General features: G+C 74.4%; 19 protein-coding genes and 2 pseudogenes. 16 read left to right on the top strand and 5 right to left on the bottom strand.

What is annotated here, in order from left to right:
• Positions 1 to 61: 61 nt before the first annotated feature.
• From RVR_RS14305 to RVR_RS14235, 15 genes and pseudogenes are all read left to right on the top strand, one after another.
• Positions 62 to 1,234, top strand: a complete 1,173-nt coding sequence (locus tag RVR_RS14305) for a zinc-dependent metalloprotease (RefSeq protein WP_202234221.1) — start codon at positions 62 to 64, stop codon at positions 1,232 to 1,234.
• Between the two features lie 320 nt (positions 1,235 to 1,554).
• Positions 1,555 to 2,649 (top strand): tRNA lysidine(34) synthetase TilS, encoded by a 1,095-nt coding sequence (gene tilS, locus RVR_RS14300; RefSeq protein WP_202234220.1) that lies wholly within the window; start codon positions 1,555 to 1,557, stop codon positions 2,647 to 2,649.
• Positions 2,650 to 2,677: 28 nt separating this feature from the next.
• Positions 2,678 to 3,232 carry a hypoxanthine phosphoribosyltransferase gene (hpt, locus tag RVR_RS14295; protein WP_346731455.1) on the top strand — a complete coding sequence of 185 codons (555 nt, stop codon included), beginning with the start codon at positions 2,678 to 2,680 and terminating at the stop codon, positions 3,230 to 3,232.
• Positions 3,233 to 3,451: 219 nt separating this feature from the next.
• Positions 3,452 to 5,497 (top strand): ATP-dependent zinc metalloprotease FtsH, encoded by a 2,046-nt coding sequence (gene ftsH, locus RVR_RS14290; RefSeq protein ID WP_202234219.1) that lies wholly within the window; start codon positions 3,452 to 3,454, stop codon positions 5,495 to 5,497.
• 125 nt (positions 5,498 to 5,622) lie between these two features.
• A complete protein-coding gene (gene folE, locus RVR_RS14285; RefSeq protein WP_202234218.1) occupies positions 5,623 to 6,228 on the top strand; it encodes a GTP cyclohydrolase I FolE in 606 nt (201 codons plus the stop codon).
• A 329-nt stretch (positions 6,229 to 6,557) separates the two neighbouring features.
• A complete protein-coding gene (locus RVR_RS14280; protein WP_202234217.1) occupies positions 6,558 to 8,360 on the top strand; it encodes a phosphatidylglycerol lysyltransferase domain-containing protein in 1,803 nt (600 codons plus the stop codon).
• Between the two features lie 48 nt (positions 8,361 to 8,408).
• Positions 8,409 to 9,326 carry a dihydropteroate synthase gene (folP, locus tag RVR_RS14275; protein ID WP_202234216.1) on the top strand — a complete coding sequence of 306 codons (918 nt, stop codon included), beginning with the start codon at positions 8,409 to 8,411 and terminating at the stop codon, positions 9,324 to 9,326.
• Positions 9,323 to 9,775 (top strand): annotated as a pseudogene (locus RVR_RS14270) (nuclear transport factor 2 family protein); the annotation flags it as partial. The gene folP and the pseudogene RVR_RS14270, both read left to right, overlap by 4 nt.
• Before the next feature lie 285 nt (positions 9,776 to 10,060).
• On the top strand, positions 10,061 to 10,420 hold the full coding sequence (gene folB / locus RVR_RS14265) for a dihydroneopterin aldolase (RefSeq protein WP_202234215.1): 360 nt from the start codon (positions 10,061 to 10,063) through the stop codon (positions 10,418 to 10,420).
• Positions 10,417 to 11,061, top strand: coding sequence for a 2-amino-4-hydroxy-6-hydroxymethyldihydropteridine diphosphokinase (folK, locus tag RVR_RS14260; RefSeq protein WP_202234214.1), 645 nt, complete (start codon positions 10,417 to 10,419; stop codon positions 11,059 to 11,061). Before folB ends, folK begins: the two co-directional genes overlap by 4 nt.
• Positions 11,062 to 11,069: 8 nt before the next feature.
• Positions 11,070 to 11,219: a hypothetical protein gene (locus tag RVR_RS14255; RefSeq protein ID WP_202234213.1), complete on the top strand. Its 150-nt coding sequence runs from the start codon at positions 11,070 to 11,072 to the stop codon at positions 11,217 to 11,219.
• Positions 11,216 to 11,710 (top strand): DUF3180 domain-containing protein, encoded by a 495-nt coding sequence (locus RVR_RS14250; RefSeq protein ID WP_202234212.1) that lies wholly within the window; start codon positions 11,216 to 11,218, stop codon positions 11,708 to 11,710. Before RVR_RS14255 ends, RVR_RS14250 begins: the two co-directional genes overlap by 4 nt.
• 198 nt (positions 11,711 to 11,908) lie before the next feature.
• Positions 11,909 to 12,469: a cupin domain-containing protein gene (locus RVR_RS14245; RefSeq protein ID WP_202234211.1), complete on the top strand. Its 561-nt coding sequence runs from the start codon at positions 11,909 to 11,911 to the stop codon at positions 12,467 to 12,469.
• Positions 12,466 to 12,909, top strand: coding sequence for a rhodanese-like domain-containing protein (locus RVR_RS14240; RefSeq protein WP_430393133.1), 444 nt, complete (start codon positions 12,466 to 12,468; stop codon positions 12,907 to 12,909). Before RVR_RS14245 ends, RVR_RS14240 begins: the two co-directional genes overlap by 4 nt.
• Positions 12,910 to 13,051: 142 nt before the next feature.
• Positions 13,052 to 14,119 (top strand): hypothetical protein, encoded by a 1,068-nt coding sequence (locus RVR_RS14235; RefSeq protein WP_202234210.1) that lies wholly within the window; start codon positions 13,052 to 13,054, stop codon positions 14,117 to 14,119.
• A 67-nt stretch (positions 14,120 to 14,186) separates the two neighbouring features.
• Here RVR_RS14235 and RVR_RS14230 read toward each other — a convergent pair whose 3' ends face one another.
• Entirely contained in the window at positions 14,187 to 15,329 is a 1,143-nt protein-coding gene (locus RVR_RS14230; RefSeq protein ID WP_202234209.1) for an NADH-quinone oxidoreductase subunit D, read from the bottom strand.
• Positions 15,330 to 15,412: 83 nt separating this feature from the next.
• On the bottom strand, positions 15,413 to 16,369 hold the full coding sequence (locus tag RVR_RS14225; protein ID WP_202238613.1) for an SAM-dependent methyltransferase: 957 nt from the start codon (positions 16,367 to 16,369) through the stop codon (positions 15,413 to 15,415).
• A gap of 201 nt (positions 16,370 to 16,570) precedes the next feature.
• On the opposite strand from RVR_RS14225, the gene RVR_RS14220 reads away from it, so the two are divergent.
• Positions 16,571 to 17,647: a carbohydrate-binding protein gene (locus tag RVR_RS14220; RefSeq protein WP_202234208.1), complete on the top strand. Its 1,077-nt coding sequence runs from the start codon at positions 16,571 to 16,573 to the stop codon at positions 17,645 to 17,647.
• Positions 17,648 to 17,678: 31 nt separating this feature from the next.
• Here RVR_RS14220 and RVR_RS14215 read toward each other — a convergent pair whose 3' ends face one another.
• From RVR_RS14215 to RVR_RS14205, 3 genes and pseudogenes are all read right to left on the bottom strand, one after another.
• Complete coding sequence (locus RVR_RS14215; RefSeq protein ID WP_202234207.1) at positions 17,679 to 18,614, bottom strand: 1-phosphofructokinase family hexose kinase; 936 nt, start codon at positions 18,612 to 18,614, stop codon at positions 17,679 to 17,681.
• A 288-nt stretch (positions 18,615 to 18,902) separates the two neighbouring features.
• Positions 18,903 to 20,066: pseudogene (gene nagA / locus RVR_RS14210) on the bottom strand (N-acetylglucosamine-6-phosphate deacetylase); the annotation flags it as partial.
• Positions 20,066 to 20,998, bottom strand: coding sequence for an ROK family protein (locus tag RVR_RS14205; RefSeq protein WP_202234205.1), 933 nt, complete (start codon positions 20,996 to 20,998; stop codon positions 20,066 to 20,068). The gene RVR_RS14205 and the pseudogene nagA, both read right to left, overlap by 1 nt.
• Positions 20,999 to 21,014: the final 16 nt, after the last annotated feature.

Here is a 21,014-nt window from a genome sequence, read left to right as displayed (position 1 = left end):
CCCGCGCCCCCGCCCGGGGGAAGGGGACCCGAAACCGGGGTTCGCAACGTACGGTGAAGGTATGACGAGCATCGGTGGAAGCGAGATGGTCGACTGGAACCTCGCCGTGGCGACCGCGCAGCGGCTGACGCGTCCCGGCCCCGAGGTGAGCCGGGACGAGGCCCGCGCGATCGTCGCGGAGCTGCGCACGCACGCCGAGGCGTCCGAGCAGCACGTCAGCGCGTTCACGCGGATGTACGGCGAGGACGGCCCGAAGCCGCACGGCACCCCGGTGCTCATCGTGGACCGCCCCGGCTGGGTCCGCGCCAATGTCGCCGGCTTCCGCGAGGTCCTCAAGCCGCTGCTCGGCAAGATGCAGGCGCGCCGCCCCGGCGGCGCGGGCGGCGTCGTGCTGGGCACCGTCGGCGGCAAGGTCACCGGCGTCGAGGTCGGCATGCTGCTGAGCTTCCTGTCCTCCCGGGTGCTGGGCCAGTACGAGACCTTCGCCCCCGCCTCGCGCGACATGCCCGCGGGACCGGTGCGGCCGGGCCCCGGCGAGTCCCGCGCCGGCCGCCTGCTGCTGGTGGCCCCGAACATCGTGCACGTCGAACGCGAGCTGGACGTCGACCCGCACGACTTCCGGCTGTGGGTGTGCCTCCACGAGGAGACCCACCGCACCCAGTTCACCGCGGTGCCGTGGCTGCGCGACCACATCGAGGGCGAGATCCAGTCGTTCCTGGGCGAGACCGAACTCGACGCCTCCACGGTCGTGGAGCGGGTCCGGCAGGCGGTGCAGGCCGTCAGCGGCGGCAGGGACCGCGAGGAGGGCGGCACCGGCGCCGACGGCGCGGACGACGGCCGCAGCCTCGTCGACCTGGTGCAGACCCCGACGCAGAAGGAGATCCTGACCCGGCTGACCGCCGTGATGTCCCTGCTCGAAGGGCACGCCGACTACGTGATGGACGGGGTGGGCCCCGACGTGGTGCCCAGCGTCGCGGAGATCCGGGAGAAGTTCGGGCAGCGCCGGGCCAGCGGCGCCGGGCGGCTCGACCAGGCGCTGCGCCGGCTGCTCGGCCTGGACGCGAAGCTGCGCCAGTACCGCGACGGCGAGCGGTTCGTCCGCGGCGTGGTGAAGGAGGTCGGCATGGACGGCTTCAACCGGGTGTGGACCTCGCCCAACACGCTGCCCACGAAGGCGGAGATCGCCAAACCCGCGGAGTGGGTGGCGCGGGTGCACGGCCGCACCGACGGCTGACCGCGGCGGGGCCGCGCCGTACCCCGCACGGGGCGTGCGGGCGCGTCCGCATCCGCGCGAGCCCGGGGCGCGCCCCCGCGAGCCCCGGCCCCGACACCACCCGCACCACCCGTACCGGCCGTTCCGCCGCCCGATGGGCGGTCCGGCCGCCTGTTTCGCTCCGGGTTCACCCGTCCGAGGGACCGCTGGCGTGGGGTGTCGCGTGCGATGCTCGGGATATGCCCGGGCTTCTGTCACCATCTGAACACCCTGCGTCAACCCATCTCGCAGAGCCTGCCGCTCTGCCCGCCCACCCCAGCCTCCCCAGGAGGGAACCGGACATGGGACCCCACCCCACGGTCGCGGCGATACGCCTGGCGGTCCGCCGCGTCCTGCACGACGTGCTCGCAGCCTCCGCCGACGTGTCCACCGCGCCGTCCCCCGCCACCGCGGACGCCGCCGGCCCGCTCGTCCTCGCCGCGTGCAGCGGCGGCGCCGACTCGATGGCGCTGGCCGCCGCCCTCGCCTTCGAAGCACCCCGGCTCGGCGTGCGCGCCGGCGCCGTCACCGTCGACCACGGCCTGCAGAGCGGCTCGGACCGCCGCGCCCAGGAGGTCGTGGAGCGGCTGCGCGCCCTCGGCCTCGACCCGGTCGAGGCGATCGGCGTCACCGTCGGCCGCCAGTCCGCCACGCCCGCGCACGGCGGGGCGTACGTCGGCACCGCCGGCACCGGCACCGGCCGCCGCGTCGGCCCCGAGGCCGCCGCGCGCGACGCGCGGTACGCCGCGCTGGACGCCGTCGCCGAGCGCCGCGGCGCCGCCGCGGTGCTGCTCGGCCACACCCGGGACGACCAGGCCGAGACGGTGCTGCTGGGCCTCGCCCGCGGCTCGGGCACCCGCTCGCTGTCCGGCATGGCCGCGGTCTCCGGCGCCGGCGGCCGCTACCGCCGCCCGTTCCTGCTGCTCGACCGCGACACCGTCCGGCAGGGCTGCCTCGCCCAGGGCATCACCGTGTGGGAGGACCCGCACAACCACGACCCCGCCTACACCCGCTCCCGGGTGCGGCACGAAGCGCTCCCGGTGCTGGAGAAGTCGCTCGGCAAGGGCGTCGTGCAGGCCCTCGCGCGCACCGCCCAGCTCTCCCGCGACGACGCCGACGCCCTCGACCAGTGGGCCGCCGACGCGCAGGCCGACGCCGCCGGCGACGACGGCAGCCTCGACGTGGCCCGGCTGCACGGCCTGCCCGCGGCCGTCCGGCGCCGGGTGCTGCGCCGGGCCGCGGTCGCCGCCGGGTCCCCGCCCGGCTTCCTCTTCGCCCGGCACATCGAGGAGGTGGACCGCCTGGTCACGGGGTGGCGCGGCCAGAAAGCGCTCAACCTGCCGGGGGGCGTCGCCGTCAGAAGGGCGGATGGCAGACTGGTGTTCTCGCCGTCGTAGAGCCGCAGACCTGAGGACGTACCGCGTAGTGAACGAGACCGACATGGGCGCCGACCTTGAGAAGGTGCTCATCGCCAAGGCAGACATCGACGCGAAGCTCCAGGAGCTGGCAGCCGAGATCGACCGGGACTACGCGGGCAGGGACCTGCTGATCGTCGGCGTCCTCAAGGGTGCCGTGATGGTGATGGCGGACCTGGCCAGGGCGCTGTCCAGCAACGTGACGATGGACTGGATGGCGGTGTCCTCCTACGGCGCCGGCACCAAGTCCTCCGGCGTGGTCCGCATCCTCAAGGACCTGGACACCGACATCGCCGGGCGGCACGTCCTGATCGTCGAGGACATCATCGACTCCGGGCTGACGCTCTCCTGGCTGATCAGCAACCTCGGCTCGCGCGGCCCGGCCTCCCTGGAGGTCTGCACGCTGCTGCGCAAGCCCGAGGCGGCCAAGGTACGCATCGATGTCAAATACACTGGCTTCGACATCCCCAACGAGTTCGTGGTCGGCTACGGCCTGGACTACTCCGAGAAGTACCGAAACCTGCCGTTCGTCGGCACCCTCGCACCGCACGTCTACGGCGGCTGAGGCACGCTGAGACCACCCTCACGGCGGCTCGGGGAACCCCTGTCGGTTTCCCGCCGTTGGAGCAGGGGAAAGCCGGATTGTTAACGGTCGGTGGCAACCTCGGGTCACAATGCTGGGGTACCGTCCGAAGGATCGGGTCATACACCGGATGCACACGCCGCCCACCAGCGGCTGTGCCTCACTGCGGCAGGAGGGACGGGGCGGTCACGCCCCGCATGGATGGACGTGAAGCGCTATTTCCGTGGGCCGGTCATGTGGATCGTGCTGGCTGTCCTTGCCGTGGTCGTGTTGATGGAAGTCGTCGGTTCCGGCGGCGGCTACAAGACGGTCGACACCGGCCAGGTACTGCACGCGATCAACACCAACCACGCCAGTTCCGCACAGCTGACCACCGGGGACGACAACTCCATCAAGGTCCAGCTCAAGGACGGCTACAAGATCAAGGGCAGCTCGAAGGTCCGTGCCAGCTACATCGGCAACCAGGGCTCGTCGATCGCCGCGAACCTGCAGAAGATCCAGGACGGACAGGTCAAGGGCGTCGCACTGCCCGACGGCTACACCGTCTCGCCGTCCAAGCAGAACGCCTTCGTCAGCATCCTGCTGTCGCTGCTGCCCTTCGTCCTGATCGTGGTGGTCTTCCTCTTCCTGATGAACCAGATGCAGGGCGGCGGTTCGCGCGTCATGCAGTTCGGGAAGTCCAAGGCCAAGCTGATCACCAAGGACACCCCCAAGACCACCTTCGCCGACGTCGCGGGCTGCGACGAGGCGGTGGAGGAACTGCAGGAGATCAAGGAGTTCCTGCAGGAGCCGGCGAAGTTCCAGGCCGTCGGCGCCAAGATCCCCAAGGGCGTGCTGCTCTACGGCCGTCCCGGCACCGGCAAGACGCTGCTGGCGCGGGCGGTGGCCGGCGAGGCGGGCGTGCCGTTCTACTCGATCTCGGGTTCCGACTTCGTCGAGATGTTCGTCGGCGTCGGCGCCTCCCGGGTCCGCGACCTGTTCGAGCAGGCCAAGGCGAACGCCCCGGCGATCGTCTTCGTCGACGAGATCGACGCCGTCGGCCGGCACCGCGGCGCGGGCCTCGGCGGCGGCCACGACGAGCGCGAGCAGACCCTCAACCAGTTGCTCGTCGAGATGGACGGCTTCGACGTCAAGGGCGGCGTGATCCTCATCGCCGCGACGAACCGGCCGGACATCCTCGACCCGGCGCTGCTGCGCCCGGGCCGGTTCGACCGGCAGATCGCGGTGGACCCGCCGGACCTCAACGGTCGGCTGGAGATCCTCACCGTGCACCAGAAGGGCAAGCCGATCGCGCCGGACGTCGACCTCATGGCCGTCGCCCGCCGCACCCCCGGCTTCACCGGTGCCGACCTGAGCAACGTGCTCAACGAGGCGGCGCTGCTCACCGCGCGCAGCGACAAGAAGGTGATCGACAACAGCGTGCTGGACGAGGCCATCGACCGTGTCGTGGCCGGCCCCCAGAAGCGCACCCGGATCATGTCGGACAAGGAGAAGAAGACCACCGCGTACCACGAGGGCGGCCACGCCCTGGTCGCGGCGGCCTCGCCGAGCTCCGACCCGGTCCACAAGATCACCATCCTGTCCCGCGGCCGTGCCCTGGGCTACACCATGGTGCTGCCCGACGAGGACAAGTACTCCACGTCGCGCAACGAGATGCTCGACCAGCTCGCCTACATGATGGGCGGCCGGGCGGCGGAGGAACTGGTCTTCCACGACCCGACCACCGGCGCCTCGGACGACATCGACAAGGCCACCAACACCGCCCGCGCCATGGTCACGCAGTACGGCATGACCGAGCGGCTCGGCGCGATCAAGTTCGGCACCAGTGACTCGGAGCCGTTCCTCGGCCGTGAGATGGGTCACCAGCGCGACTACTCGGAAGAGGTCGCCGGGCTGGTCGACGAGGAGGTCAAGAAGCTGATCGAGACGGCGCACAACGAGGCGTGGGAGATCCTCGTCGAGAACCGCGACGTGCTCGACAACCTCGTGCTGGCGCTGCTGGAGCGGGAGACGCTGAACAAGGAGGAGATCGCCGAGATCTTCGCCCCGGTGGTCAAGCGCCCGGCCCGTCCGGCCTGGACCGGTTCGGCCCGCCGCACCCCGTCCACCCGGCCGCCGGTGCTCTCCCCGAAGGAGCTGGCGCTCACCAACGGCGCCCAGGCGATCAACGGGAACGGCTCCTCGCCGGTCTCCACCACCAAGCCCACCGAGCCGGTGGACCTGCCGGAGGACCGTCCGGAGAGCTGAACATCACACTGATCCATCCCGTTTCGGACACTGTCCGGAATGCGACGCGCGGCCCCAGGGTTCTAGCCTTGGGGCCGCGGCCGTGTTTCCCACCTGCCGCGATGACGTCCAGAGGAGCGAGGCCCATGACCGACCCCGTGACGCTCGACGGCGACCACACGCCGGGCGTGTTCGACGAGAAGCGGGCCGAGGCCGCGATCCGCGAACTGCTCTACGCCGTCGGGGAGGACCCCGACCGCGAGGGGCTGCGCGAGACCCCGGGCCGGGTGGCCCGCGCCTACCGGGAGATATTCGCCGGGCTGTGGCAGCGGCCCGAGGACGTGCTCACCACCACCTTCGACCTCGGCCACGACGAGATGGTGCTGGTCAAGGACATCGAGGTGATGTCCTCCTGCGAACACCACCTGGTGCCCTTCGTCGGCGTCGCCCACATCGGCTACATCCCGGCGAGCAACGGGAAGATCACCGGCCTGTCCAAGCTGGCCCGCCTGGTGGACGTGTACGCGCGGCGCCCGCAGGTGCAGGAGCGGCTGACCACGCAGGTCGCCGACGCGATGATGCGGATACTGGAGCCGCGCGGCGTGATCGTCGTCGTGGAGTGCGAGCACATGTGCATGACGATGCGCGGGGTGCGCAAGCCCGGCGCCAAGACCCTCACGTCGGCGGTGCGCGGGCAGCTCAGGGACCCCGCCACGCGTTCCGAGGCGATGAGCCTGATCATCGGACGCTGACCGGGGAGCCGAGCAGGAGCGGCCCGGAGCGGATCGGGCACCGCCCCGCGCGGATCGGACACGGCCTCGGCGCGGACCCGGCGCGGATCGGGCGCCGCCCGGGCTCCGGCCGGATTCCGTTTCCCGCCGCCGCCCGCCGCGGAGCGGCCCGGCGGACGCCCCCGCCGGCGGCGCCGGGGGCGGGCCGGCCCGGAGCCGTCGCGGATTGACAACGCCCGGACGCAACCCGTAGACGGGTGTTTCCGTCCTAGTGGGCGCAACCGTCCCTCGTTCCGGAACCTGTGAGCACCTTGTCCGCTGACCGCGCCCGCACGCCGCACCACCGTCTGATGCCGCACGCCTCGTCCGTACCGAAGATCTTCGGCACCGCGGCGGCCGTGATAGGTCTGCTCGACGTCGTCTCCGCGGTGTTCCCCGCCTTCCGCAACGGGCGGATGCACGAGATGGCCGCGGTCTTCCCCGGCACCGTCAGCTCGCTCGCGGCGGCCACCTCGGTGGTCACCGGCATCCTGCTGCTGATGCTGGCGCACGGCCTCAAACGCGGCAAGCAGCGCGCCTGGTGGGCGTCGGTGCTGCTGCTGCCGATCGGCGCGGCCACGCAGATCCTCTACCGCCACTCGATCTTCGGCGCCCTGGTCTCGCTCGGCCTGCTCACCCTGCTGGTCAGGTACCGCGGCGAGTTCCAGGCGCTGTCCGACCCGCGCACCCGCTGGCGGGCCCTGGCGAACCTGGTGGGCCTGAGCACGCTGGCCTTCTGCCTCGGCCTGGTCATCACCAGCGCCCACCCCGCCTCCGAGCGCGGCAACCCCGGCTTCGCCGCCCGCTGCCAGCACGTGCTCTACGGCCTGTTCGGCATCTCCGGCCCGGTGCACTACACCAGCGACCGGGTCGGCGACGTGGTCGGCTACTCGCTGGGCGGCCTCGGCCTGCTCATCGCCTGCTCCACCGTCTACCTGGTGCTGCGCCCGGCCCGCCCGGTCGCCGAGCTGAGCGAGGAGGAGGAGCAGCGGCTGCGCGGCCTGCTGGCCCGGCACGGCGCCCGCGACTCGCTCGGGCACTTCGCGCTGCGCCGCGACAAGTCCGTGGTCTTCTCGCCGAGCGGCAAGGCCGCGATCTGCTACCGGGTGGTCTCCGGCGTCGCGCTGGCCGGCGGCGACCCGATCGGCGACGTGGAGGCGTGGCCCGGCGCCATCGACAGCTTCATGGAACTCGCCCGCGCGCACGCCTGGCTGCCGGCCGTCGTCGGGTGCAGCGAGACCGGCGGCGAGGTGTGGACCCGCGAGACCGGGCTGGACGCCCTGGAACTGGGCGACGAGGCGATCGTGGACGCCGCGGACTTCACGCTGTCCGGGCGGGCGATGCGGAACGTCCGGCAGATGGTCAAGCGGATCGAGCGCAGCGGCTACGCCTGCCGGGTGCGGCGGGTGCGCGAACTGGACGAGGAGGAGAAGCAGCGGGTGCGGCTGGCCGCGGACGCCTGGCGCGGCACCGACACCGAGCGCGGCTTCTCCATGGCGCTGGGCCGGTTCGGCGAGGAGGCCGACGGGGACTGCGTGGTCGTCACCGCCCACAAGGAGCGCGAGCCGCAGGCGCCGCACCCCGAACTCGGCGACCTGCGGGCGGTGCTGCACTTCGTGCCCTGGGGCCCGGACGGGATGTCCCTGGAGCTGATGCGGCGCGACCGGGCCGCGGACCCCGGGCTCAACGAACTCCTCATCGTGGCCGCGCTCCAGAGCGCGCCGGACCTCGGCGTCACCCGGGTCTCGCTGAACTTCGCGATGTTCCGCTCGGCGCTGGCCCGCGGCGAGCGGATCGGCGCGGGGCCGGTGCTGCGCGGATGGCGCGGGCTGCTGGTGTTCCTGTCCCGCTGGTTCCAGATCGAGTCGCTGTACAAGTTCAACGCGAAGTTCCAGCCGGAGTGGGTGCCGCGCTTCCTGGTCTTCCCCAACTCGCGCGACCTGCCGCGGATCGGCTTCGCGATCATGCAGGCGGAAGGGTTCGTCACGCTGTCGCTGCCGCTGCCGGACGTGCTCCAGCGCTTCCTGCCCGGGCGGGCGGCCCGACCCGCCCACCGCCACAACCCCGGGTACGCGTGCCTGGAGGACACGCGGGAACGCCGGTTCGTCGCGTAGCGGCGGCGCACGACCGGTGCCGGGGGAGCGGACCCGTAGGCTGGGCGCATGAGTACGTCACAGGCGCGGAGCGGACCGGTCGGACTGCCGCGGTGGGACCGCTGCGCCGTCATGGGCGTGGTGAACGTCACGCCCGACTCGTTCTCCGACGGCGGGCAGTGGTTCGACCCGGAACTCGCGGTCAAGCACGGCCTGGACCTGGTCGCGCAGGGCGCCGACCTGGTGGACGTGGGCGGGGAGTCCACCCGCCCCGGCGCCGCGCGGGTGGACGAGGCGGAGGAACTGCGCCGGGTGATCCCGGTGGTGCGGGAACTGGCGGCCTGCGGGGTGCTGGTGAGCGTGGACACGATGCGCGCGTCCGTCGCCGGGAAGGCGGTCGAGGCCGGCGCCCGGCTGGTCAACGACGTCAGCGGCGGGCTGGCCGACCCGGCGATGGTCCCGGTGGTCGCGTCGGCCGAGGTGCCGTTCGTGGTGATGCACTGGCGCGGCCGCAGCATCGACATGAACAACCGCGCGGTCTACGGCGACGTGCTCGGCGAGGTGCTCGCCGAGCTGCGGACCGGGCTGGCCCGGGCGATCGACGGCGGCGTGGCGCCCGAGCGGATCGTGGTCGACCCGGGCCTGGGCTTCGCCAAGACCGCCGAGCACGACCTCGCCCTGCTCGCGCACCTGCCCGAACTGGCCGCGCTGGGGCGCCCGTTGCTGGTCGCCGCGTCCCGCAAGCGGTTCCTCGGCCGGGTGCTGGCCGGCGCGGAGTCCTCGGCGCCGCCACCGGCCAGGGAGCGGGACGCCGCGACCGCCGCGGTCACCGCGATCGCCGCGCGCGAGGGCGCGTGGGCGGTGCGGGTGCACGAGGTGCGGGCGAGCGCGGACGCGGTGCGGGTGGCCCGCGCCATCGAGGCCGCCGGTTCCGCCGAGGCCGCCGGTTCCGGCGCGGCCGCCCCGACCCCGAAGGGACAGGCGTGACGAGTCGTACCGCGGAGGGTCGCGCGGTCGAGCGGGCCAACCAGGCGTTCTACGACGCGATCGAGCACTCCAACCTCGACGAGTTGGAGGCGGTCGTGCTGACCGGTCCGCTCGCCGAGTCCGTCTCGACCGTGCACCCCGGCTGGCCGGTGCTGCGCGGGCGGCGCGAGGTGATGCGGTCGTACGCGCTGATCATGGCGAACACCGAGTACATCCAGTTCTTCCTCACCGACGTGGAGGTCGCGGTCGACGGCGACGCGGCGGTGGTCACCTGCACCGAGAACATCCTCACCGGCGGCCCCGCCGAGGAGGACGGCTCCGCGGGCGCCCTGGTCGGCGGCCTGGTGGTCGCCACGAACGTGTTCCGGCGCACCGCCGAGGGCTGGCAGCTCTGGGCCCACCACGGCTCACCGGTGCTCGCGGAGGAGGATGACGACGACGAGGAAGCCGACGTGTCCGCCGAGGCCGTGGACGCCGCCATAGAGGACGTCCTGGGCGAGGTGCTGGAGGCCGCGAAGGCTGACGAGGACGACGGACCTGACGCGCCCGACGGACCTGACGCGCCCGACGGACCTGACGGGTCCGGCGAGGACGGCACGGGCGGCGAGGACGACGGTCCCGGCGGTGACGAGGACGAGGACGAGGACGGGGACGACCGCGGCGACGGCGACCACGGCGGCTCCGACGACGACGGCGGCCGGGACGACGACGGCACGAAGGAGCGCTGAGGCGACGTGGACCGGATCACACTGCGCGGGCTCGCCGTCCGCGGCCACCACGGGGTGTTCGCGCACGAGCGCGAGGAGGGCCAGACCTTCGTCGTCGACCTCTCCCTCGGCCTCGACACCGCCCCCGCGGCGGCCGGCGACGACCTCACGCGTACCGTGCACTACGGTGTGCTGGCCGAACAGGTCGCGGCCGTCGTCTCCGGCGAGCCGGTCGACCTGATCGAGACCCTCGCCCAGCGCATCGCGGACACCTGCCTGGGGCATGCGGAGGTCGAGGAGGTGGAGGTGACCGTGCACAAGCCGGAAGCACCCGTCTCCGTCCCGTTCGACGACGTGGCCGTGACGATCACCCGGAGGCGCCCGTGAGCACGGAGAAGTCCGAGTACGGCACCGGGCACGTCCCCGACGCCGGGGCCGGCGCGGCCGATCCGACCGTGCAGCCGGTGCCCGCCGAGGTGACGGCCCGCGTGGACGCGGCCGACAGCACGCTCCAGAACCCGCGCACCGCGGTGATCGCCCTCGGCGGCAACCTCGGCAACCGCCTGGAGACCCTCCAGGGCGCCGTGGACGCGCTGGAGGACACCCCGGGGGTGCGGGTCACGGAGGTCTCCCCTGTCTACGAGACCGAGCCGTGGGGCGTGCCCGAGGGCAGCCAGCCGGCGTACTTCAACGCGGTCGTGGTGGTGCGCACCACCCTCCCGCCGGCCGCCCTGCTGGAGCGTGCCCACGCCATCGAGGAGGCGTACCTGCGGGTGCGCGCCGAGCGCTGGGGCCCGCGCACCATCGACGTGGACATCGTGGCGTACGACGCCCTCGTCAGCGACGACCCGGTGCTGACGCTGCCGCACCCGCGGGCCCACGAGCGCGCCTTCGTGCTGGTGCCGTGGCACGACGTGGAGCCGGCCGCGGTGCTGCCGGGCCGCGGCCCGGTTGCCGAGCTGCTCGCCGAGGTCGGCGGGGCCGGCGTGCACCGGCGCGGCGACGTGGAACTGCGGCTGCCCGAGTGACCGCCCGAATGACCATCCGGACCCGCGCCGGCGAGGCCGGCGGGAGACACCAGGCCGGCGCCGCGCGCACGGCGTACGACGTGGACGAGACGTTCGACGGGCACGCGCGCCGCGTGGACCGGGACGTGTGGGAAGACGTGGAGGCGGACACCCGGTGAGGACCCTGCGGATCAGGACGCTGGCCGGCATCTTCGTGGTCGCGGGTGTGCTGTCGTGGGCCGCGGCGAAGCTGTGGGACACCTTCGGCACGCTGCCCGGGGTGCCGCTGGCCGCCCCGGTCGTGCTCGCGCTGATCGCCGTCGCGCTCTTCGCCACCGCGCTGTCGATAAGGTCACGGCTGCGCGCCCAGCGCGAGCGGCAGCCCGGCGCGAAGGGCGTCGATCCGCTCGCCGCCGCCCGCGCGGTGGTCTTCGGACAGGCCAGCGCGCTCGTCGCCTCGCTCGTGGTCGGCATGTACGGCGGTACCGGCGTCTTCCTGGTCATGTACAAGCTCGACATGGACCCCCGGCGGGAGCAGGCCCTGTACGCCGGCCTCGCGGTGCTGGCCGGGATCGCGGTGGTCGCCGCGGCGCTGTTCCTGGAACGCGTGTGCAGGCTCCCGGACGACGAGGACCGCCACCGCGGGGCGCCGGCGCAGCGCACGCGCTGAGACGCGCACTTGACCAGCGCGGCCGGAGGTGGTTCAGTCCGTCCCGTGAACGGTACGCGCCTGCTTCTGCACCGGAGGGTCCATCTCGACCTCCTCCGGTACGCGGGCTGCGTGTGTACGGCCGCGCGCTGAAGCGCGCCCCCGGCCCACCGTTCGCCCGCGCGTCGTCCGCGCATTCCTCCCTCCGGGTGGTACCCCGTGTCCACGGTTCCCGCTGTTTCCCCCGAGACCTCCACCGCTGCCGCCGAGGCGCCCGCCCCGGCGTCCCAGGCGCCCACCGCCGCCGAACTCCTCGCCTTCGCCCGCTCGATCGCCGCCGACCCCGAAGTCGTCGCCGACCTCCCGCTGGACGCGGAGGGCCGCACCTGGCGGCGGCTCGAAGGCCCCGGCGGCGCCGAGGCGTGGCTGATCGGCTGGCCGCCCGGGGCCGAGACCGGCTGGCACGACCACGGCGGCTCGTACGGCGTCTTCGTCACCGCCGCCGGCGAGCTGACCGAGCACTCGCTCGCGGTGCCGCTGCCCACCGAGGGCTGGCGGTCGCTGGAGCTCGCCGAGGGCGTGGACCGGCGCCGGGTGCTGCCCGAGGGCAAGGGCCGCGCGTTCGGCCGCGAGCACGTCCACCAGGTGGTGAACGCCTCCGGGACCACCCACGCGGTCTCCGTGCACGCCTACTACCCGCCGCTGCCGCTGATGCGCCGCTACAGCCGCAAGGACAGCACGCTGCGGCTGGAGTACGTCGAGCGCCCCGAGGCGTGGTGACGGCGGTGTCCGGGCAGCCGCGCTCGATAGACGACCATCTGGCCGTCGTACGGGAGCGGCTGGTCCGGCTCACCCCGGCCGAGGCCGCCGCGGCCGCCCGCGACGGCGGCGCGCTGCTGGTGGACATCCGGTACGGCGCGCTGCGCGATCGCGACGGCACCGTGCCCGGCGCGGTCATCGTGGAGCGCAACGAACTGGAGTGGCGGCTCGACCCCCAGGGCTCGCACCGCCTTCCGCAGGCCACCGGCCACGACATCCCGGTCGTCGTGTTCTGCAACGAGGGCTACGCCTCGTCGCTGGCCGCCGCCTCGCTGAAGGACCTGGGGCTCCACCGCGCGACCGACCTCGTCGGCGGCTTCCAGGCGTGGCGCGCGGCGGGCCTGCCGGTCACCCCGCCGGACGGGCGCCCGACGGTCCCGGACGCCTGGGGCACCGGGTGACCAAGATCGATTCCGCCCCGGATCACCCAGGGTTCCCCCGCGGGCTCCCTGGGTGACGTCCGCGCCCGGCGGTGCGGCCAAACCCCCCGAAAATATGGGCCCCGAGCCCCCACGGGAGCCCGGCGCACGCTAAATTTCGGTCATGCCCCGTGGACGTCACCGCCATTCCCAGCCGCTGCACCGGATGATGCCGCCGCTGACCGTCGCAGGCACCGCGGCCGTGCTGGCCGCCGTCACGCTCCTCGCCGGTGATACGTGGCTGCTGCGGGGGCTCGCGGTCGCGATCGCGGTCGTGGCGGTGGCTGGGGCGCTCCTCGCGCGGACCTGGGACCGCGCCGCCGGGCGCGAGGTCGCGGAGCTGACCGCGCAGCGCACCCGGGAGGAGTGGCACACCGAGGAGAAGGCGGCCGAGCTGGAGACCGACCTGGAGGAGTCCAGGGAGATCCGCCGCCGGCTGGAGAAGAAGCTGCGCGGCAAGCGGGCGGAGCTGGCCCGGCTGCGCTCCGAGCACGCCGAACTGCTGCGGCGGTACGCCACCGCGGAGAGCGAGCGGGCCCGGGCCCTGGAGGCCCGCCGCCGGCTCCAGCGCGACGGGGCGGCCGCGCCCCGGATCGCGCTGGGCACCGGAGCACCCGGGATCGGCCCGGCCGCCTACCTCCGGGCCGCCGAGGCGCTGCGCCACCTGGCCCGGAACGCCGCCACGCAGCAGGCGCAGCGCACCGTCGAGGACGCGCGGCGCCGGGACGCGGCCGCCGCCGACGAGCCGCAGGGCCGGCACGCCTCGGGGGCGCCGACGCTGCCGGTGCGCGAGCACCGGCTGGTGCCCGCGGCCGCCGCCGCGGCCGTGCTGCCGTACGGGCGCCAGAACCGCTCGGCAGCGGGCCAGGGGCACCGATCGGTCGGCGGGTTCGACTTCTTCGGCACCCACAAGTCGCTGCCGGAGGCGCCCGCCGCCGCGCCGGAGGAGCCCCGGACCGTCCCGTCCGGGCGGCCCGTCCCGTCCGCGCCGCAGGAGGCGTCCGCCGGGACGTCCGCCGCCACCGCGCGGATTCCCCAGCAGGCGTCCGCGCCGCAGCGGCCGGCGGAGCCCGGCGCCGCGCCGGCCGCCACCCCCGACCACGAGCCGGCCGCCGCCGAGGTGATCGACCTCACCGCCCACGACGACACCGAGCAGCTCGACGTCAGCGACCTGCGGGGCGCCGCGCGCTGACGGCGGCGCGGACGCCGACGGCCCCCGCGGCCCCCACCCGGCGCGGCCGGGCGGGGGCCGCGGGGGCTTACTTGTCGATGTCGCCGACCACGAAGAACATCGAGCCGAGGATCGCGACCATGTCGGCCACGAGCGTGCCGGGCAGCAGCACGTTCAGCGCCTGGATGTTGTTGAACGACGCGGAGCGCAGCTTCAGCCGGTACGGCGTCTTCTCGCCCTTGGACACCAGGTAGTAGCCGTTCAGGCCGAGCGGGTTCTCGGTCCAGGCGTAGGTGTGGCCCTCGGGTGCCTTGAGGACCTTCGGCAGGCGCTGGTTGACCGGGCCGGGCGGCAGTTCGGCGAGCCGGTCCAGGCACGCGTCGGCGAGCGCCAGCGCGTTGTGGGTCTGCGCCAGCAGCACCTCGAACCGGGCCAGGCAGTCGCCCTCGGTGCGGGTGACGACCTCCAGGGCGCCGCCCAGTTCCCCGTACGCGAGGTACGGTTCGTCCCGCCGCAGGTCGAAGTCGACGCCCGAGGCGCGGGCGATCGGCCCGCTCACGCCGTACGCGTGCACGTCGGCCGGCGACAGCACCCCCACGCCGCGGGTGCGGCCGCGGAAGATCTCGTTGCCGAGCACCAGGTCGTCGAAGCGGTCCATGCGGGCCCGCACCCCGGCGACGGCCGCGCGGGCCCGCCCGGTCCAGCCGTTCGGCAGGTCCTCCTTGAGGCCGCCGACCCGGTTGAACATGTAGTGCATCCGGCCGCCGGAGACCTCCTCCATCACGTGCTGCAACTCCTCGCGCTCGGTGAACGCGTAGAAGATCGGCGTGATCCCGCCCAGCTCCAGCGGGTAGGAGCCGAGGAACATCAGGTGGTTGAGCACCCGGTTCAGCTCGGCCAGCAGCGTCCGGGTCCACACCGCGCGGTCGGGGACATCCATGCCGAGCATCCGCTCGACCGCCAGCACCACGCCCAGCTCGTTGGAGAAGGCCGACAGCCAGTCGTGCCGGTTGGCCAGCATGATGATCTGCCGGTAGTCCCGCGCCTCGAACAGCTTCTCCGCGCCGCGGTGCATGTACCCGACGATCGGCTCCGCGGACCTGATCCGCTCCCCGTCCAACACGAGCCGCAACCGCAGCACACCATGCGTCGAAGGGTGCTGCGGCCCGATGTTGAGCACCATGTCCGTGCTCTCGGCGGCCCCACCGACCCCGACCGTCGTCTCCGTCATGCCCCCATCCTCTCAGGGCTCCCGGCCGCCGGTACCGGGTGGGCGGACCAGCGCGCGGACCAAGGCGCGGATCAGGGCGCGGATCAGGGCGCGGGGTCGAGGAGGGCGGCGCAGGCGGGGCCGGCGGGGGTGGCCAGCCAGAGGAAGTCGCCGAGGCCGCCCGTGGCGGTCAGTTCGGCCGCCTCCGTGGCCGTGGCCAGCGCGCGCAGGTAGGCGGACGCGTCCCGGGCGGCCAGGGCGAGCGGGGGACGGCCGCCGTGCACCCCGAGCGCGTGCAGCGCGGCCCGCTGCGTGGTGAGGGTGCCCGGGAGCGCGTCCATCGCCACGTGGGCGGTCAGGTCCATCGAGCCGTCCGGCACGGGGACGGCCTGGCGGCCGTCGCGGTAGCCGGTGAGGGTGCCCAGCGGCGGGCGGGCCGCGGCGAGGTGGCCGTAGTCCACCGCCACCGCCAGGCCCGCGGCGAGCGTGCCCGCGGCCCCCCGCCACGCGTCCGCGCGCGTGCGGCCGATCTCCGCCCGGCGGTCGGCGGGCGCGTCCGCGCCCAGCGGCCACCACCGCTCCAGCCACCGCGCGTCCTCGTCCGTCACCTCGGCGCCCGGCCGCTCCGCGCCGTCCGCCCGCCGGACCTCCACGTACCGGGGGCGGCCGCCGGGTGACGGGACGGCGACGGGCAGCGGAACGTTGTCCAACCACTCGTTGGCGAACAGCAGGCCCCGCGCGCCCTCGGGCGGCTCGGCGCGCCAGGCGACGCGGGCGTCCAGACCGGCCGGCCGGGCGGCCCGCTCGACGGCGTGCACGCGAAGGCGGGCCGCCAGCGCCGGCGGCAGCGTGGCCAGCACCCCGGCGGCGAGCTCCCCCGCACCCGCCGCCATGTCGACGAAGTCCAGCCGCGAGGGGTGCCCGAGCGCCGTGTCCACCCGGCCCAGCAGCCGCGCCACGGCGCCCGCGAACAGCGGCGACGCGTGGACGGAGGTGCGGAAGTGGTCGGCGGGCCGCTCCCGGCGGAAGAACCCGCCGGGGCCGTACAGCGCCCGCTCCATCGCTTCCTGCCACGGCAGCCACTCCGGCGCGCGGCCGCGGGCGGGGCCGGGGCCTGGGGCCGGTTCGGGACGGCCGGAACCCGTGGCGCTGCTCACAGGGGAACCTTACCGACCTGCCCACGCGTCGAAGAGCGTGGGAGGTGTGTCGTCCGAGGCCGGTAAGGTGCCTGGCATACCACAGTGCGAGGGAGTGGACAGCGGATGACTGCCGGAAACGACGGCACGCCGGAGAACGACGACCCGTTCGCGTATCTCTACCGGTCGGAGGGCGGCGACCAGCCGGACCCGGCCGGCGGCCAGCCGGCGCCCGGTCAGCCGGGCGTGCCCCGCACCTCCTACCACCAGGTGCAGCGGGTCGGCGAGCGCCGCCCGGCCGCGGGCGGCTACGGCTACCCGCCCCAGCAGCAGGGCGGCGGTGGCTACGGCTACCCGCCGCAGGCCCCGCCCCAGCAGCAGGGCGGTGGCGGCTACGGCTACCCGCCCCAGGCGCCGCACGGGTACGACCAGGGCCGGCAGCAGTACAACGGCCAGTACGCCGGCCCGACGTCGCAGTACCCGCAGGCGCAGGGCCAGCCGCAGCCGGGCCAGCCGCCGTACGACGGGCAGCAGGCCCCGCCCGGGGGCCGCAGGGGCGGTTCGGGCGGGCCGGGGGGCTCCGGGGCGAACCGCAGGGGGCTGCTGATCGCGGCCGTCGCCGTGGTCGCCGCGGTGGCGATCGGGATCGCCTTCGCGATGACGAACAGCTCGGGCGACGGCAAGCAGCAGGCCGACGACAAGCCGACCGGCGCGGCCACCACGAGCAGCGCGCCGACCCAGTCCTCCTCGCCGTCCGCGACCCCGACCGACTTCGACTCCAAGAAGGTCGACGTCTCCACGCTCCAGCTCGGCGGCGGCGCCGCGACCAGCACCGAGCACCCGGGCGCGAACGCCTCGGGCGGCACCTACGTCGACAACATGGGCAACCAGGGCGCCACGGTGAGCTGGACCGTGGTCGTGCCGAAGGACGACAGGTACACGTTCTTCGTCAGCTACGCGAACGCCGCCGCCGACGCCACCCTCACCCTCGGGGTCAACGGCACGCCGCGCACCGACCCGGTGAACCTCAAGAACTACGGCAACGCCACCGACTGGGCGAAGGCGTGGAACATGACGACCTTCAACTACGTCGACCTCAAGAAGGGCGCCAACGTCCTGACGATGTCGTGCACCCCGGCCAACAGCAACTGCGGCGTGAACCTCGACCAGGTGTGGCTCAAGGAGGGCCAGGTCACGCAGTAGGCGCCCGGGCGCGCCCCGCGGGGACGGCGGCTCATCCCGCGGGGACGACCTCCACCTTCGGCAGCAGTTCCTCGTAGCCGGCCCGGTCGTACTCGCCGGCGGCCGGTGCGAGGACCGTGGCCGCAGACAGCGCGACCGCGCGGGCCAGCCGGCGCGGCCAGGCCAGCCCCTCCACGTGGCCGGAGAGCAGCCCGGCGACCGCCGAGTCACCGGCGCCGGTCGGGTTGCCGGCCAGCCGGCCCGGGGGCAGCGCCCGCCAGGCGCCCTCCTCGGTCACGGCGAGCATCCCGTCGGCGCCGAGTGAGGCGGCCACCCCGCGGGCACCGCGCCGCCTGGCGTCATGGGCCGCGCGGGCGGGCTCGGAGAAGCCGGTCAGTCCGGTCAGCTCGGCCGCGTTGGGCTTGATCAGGTCCGGCCGGGCGGCGAGCCCCCGGCGCAGCGGCTCCCCGCTGGTGTCGAGCAGCACGTAGACGCCCGCCGCGCGCGCCTCCCGGACCAGCTCGGCGTACGCCCCGACCGGCAGCCCGGGCGGCAGGCTGCCGCACAGCGCGACGGCCTCGGCGTCGGGACCGGCCAGCAGCCCGCGGTAGACGTCGAGGAAGGCCGCCCACTCGGCCGGATCGACGGTCGGTCCCGGCTCGTTGAACATCGTGGTGTCGCCGGTGGCCGCGTCCACCACGCCGACCGTGCGCCGGGTGGTGCCGGCGACCGGTACCAGGGCGTCGGTGAGCCGCTCCGCGTGCGGCACCGCGGCCAGCCCGCGGCGCAGCTCGTCGCCGGCCGGGCCGCCGGCGAAGCCGGTGACGGTGGCGCGGTGGCCGAGCGCGGCCAGCACGCGGGCGACGTTGAGACCCTTGCCGCCCGGCCGCTCCACCGTCTCCGTCACCCGGTGGGTGGCGTGCGGTATCAGCGACGGGACCCGGTAGGTCACATCCAGGGCGCTGTTGAGCGTGACGGTGATGATCACCTGTTGATTTTGGCAAACCGACGGCGCCCGGCCCAGACCGGGACGGCCGCTTTTCCGCGGACATGGCAGATTCGTCGGCTCCGGCGGGCCGTACGGGCGGCCGTACCGGCGGTAGCGCGGGCTCCGCGACGGGTCGGGCCGGCGGGGCCGCCCGGGGGACGGCCGCGGGAGGCGCGGCCGGACGGGGCACCGCCGCCCGAGGGGCCGCCGTTACGCACGCTCGCCGCTCCGCACGCTCGCCGGACCGGACGCGCCGGTACCGGCGGTGGCGGCGTCCGCGCCGGACGGCGCCGCGGGCGGCTCGACCACCCACTCGCCCCGGCGCATCACGCCCACCAGGTCGTACGCCGCGTCCAGCACCACCAGGTCCGCGTCCTTGCCGGGCTCCAGCGAGCCGATCCGGTCCGACCGGCCCAGCAGCCGGGCGGGGTTGGCCGAGATCGCCTGCACCACGTCGGTGAGCGCGATCCCGTCCACGGTGACCGCGCGCTTGAAGGCGGTGTCCAGCGTCAGCGTCGACCCGGCGATCGAGTTGCCCTCCACCAGTCGCGCCACGCCCTGGAGCACCTCGACCTTCAGCGGCCCGAGGTCGTAGAGCCCGTCGCCGAATCCGGCGGCGTCCATCGCGTCGGTGATCAGTGCGACCCGGGCGGCGCCCGCGCTGCCGAAGGCGAGTTCGAGCACCGACGGGTGCAGGTGGGTGCCGTCGTTGATCAGCTCGACGGTGATCCGCTCGTCCTCCAGCAGCGCCGCGATCGGCCCGGGCTCGCGGTGCAGCAGCGGCGGCATCGCGTTGAACAGGTGGGTCGCCACGGTCGCCCCCGCGTCGATCGCCTCGCGGGTCTGCGCGTAGCCGGCGTCGGTGTGGCCGATCGCGGCGATCACGCCGAGGTCGGCGAGCAGGCGCACCGACTCGATGCCGCCGGGCAGTTCGGTGGCGAGCGTGACCATGCGCGCGGCGCCGCGGCCGGCCTCCACCAGCTTGCGCACGGTCGCCGGGTCGGGGTCGCGCAGCAGCGTCTCGTCGTGGGCGCCCTTGCGGCACGGCGAGATGAACGGTCCCTCGTAGTGGATGCCGGCCAGGTCGCCCTGCTCGACGAGTTCGGACAGCAGCGCGGCCTGCCGGGCGAGGGCGTCGAGGTTCTCGGTGACGGTGGACGCGACCACCGTGGTGGTGCCGTGCGCGCGGTGGGTGCGCACCGCGGTGAGGACGTCCTCGGCGGTGCCGGAGGTGAAGGAGGCGCCGCCGCCGCCGTGGTTGTGGAGGTCCACGAACCCGGGCACGACGGTGTAGCCGCGGCCGGCCAGGTCGTGGGTGACCGGCTCGGCCGGGTCGCCGGCGGTGATCCGGGAGCCGTCCACGGTGACCCGGCCGCTTTCCACCACGCCGGACGGCAGCACCACGCGGGCGCCCGCCAGCACGGTGCGCTGCGTTGTCGTTACGGGGGCCATCAGGGGGATACCTCCACGGAGATCAGGTCCCAGGCGAGCAGGCCCGCGCCCAGGCAGCCGGCGGTGTCACCCAGCGCGGCGGGGACGATGAGCGGGAGTTTCTGGAAGGTGATGCGCGCCTCGACGGCCGCCCGCAACGGGCCGAAGAGGGTGTCCCCGGCCTCGGCGAGGCCGCCGCCGACGATCAGCACCCGGGGGTCGAGCAGGGTCAGCCCGGTGACCAGGCCGTCGGCGAGCGCGTCGATCGCCTCCCGCCACACCGCGGCCGCCGCCGGGTCGCCGGCCTCGACCGCCTGCGCGCAGGCGGCGGCGTCGGCGGACGGGTCGCCGCTGGCGTCCGCCCAACTGCGGGAGACCGCGCCCGCCGAGGCGTACGCCTCCAGGCAGCCGCGCTGCCCGCAGCCGCACTCCCGGCCGCCGGGGCGGACCACGATGTGGCCGATCTCACCGGCGTAGCCGTGCGCGCCGGCCTCGATCCGGCCCTCGATGCCGATGGCGCCCGCGATACCGGTGCCCAGCGGCAGGAAGAGGAAGCGGTCGGCGCCGTTGCCCGCGCCGATCCGGCCCTCGGCCAGGCCGCCGGCGCGCACGTCGTGGTTGAGCGCCACGGGCACCCCGTCGAGCCGCTTCGAGAGCAGGTCGCGCAGCGGGAGGTCCTGCCAGCCGAGGTTGGCTGCGTAGACGGCGAGGCCCGCCTCGGCGTCCACGATGCCGGGCACCACCACGCCGGCGGCCACGGCGGCCTCGCCGTACGCGGAGCGGCCGTGGTCGCGCAGGTCGGCGGCGAAGTCCAGGATCGCGGCCACCACGGCCTGCGGGCCGCGCTCGCGGCCGGTCGGACGGCGGTCCTGGTGCAGCAGCGTGCCGTCCTCGGCGACCAGCGCCGCCTTCATCCCGGTGCCGCCCACGTCGAGGGCGATGACATGTCTCACGAGCCCAGTCTCGCGT

This window comes from Streptomyces sp. SN-593, assembly GCF_016756395.1.
Classification (GTDB): Bacteria; Actinomycetota; Actinomycetes; order Streptomycetales; family Streptomycetaceae; genus Actinacidiphila; species Actinacidiphila reveromycinica.
Note: the sequence above shows the minus strand (reverse complement) of the source record. Positions and strands in the feature narration are given on the sequence as shown.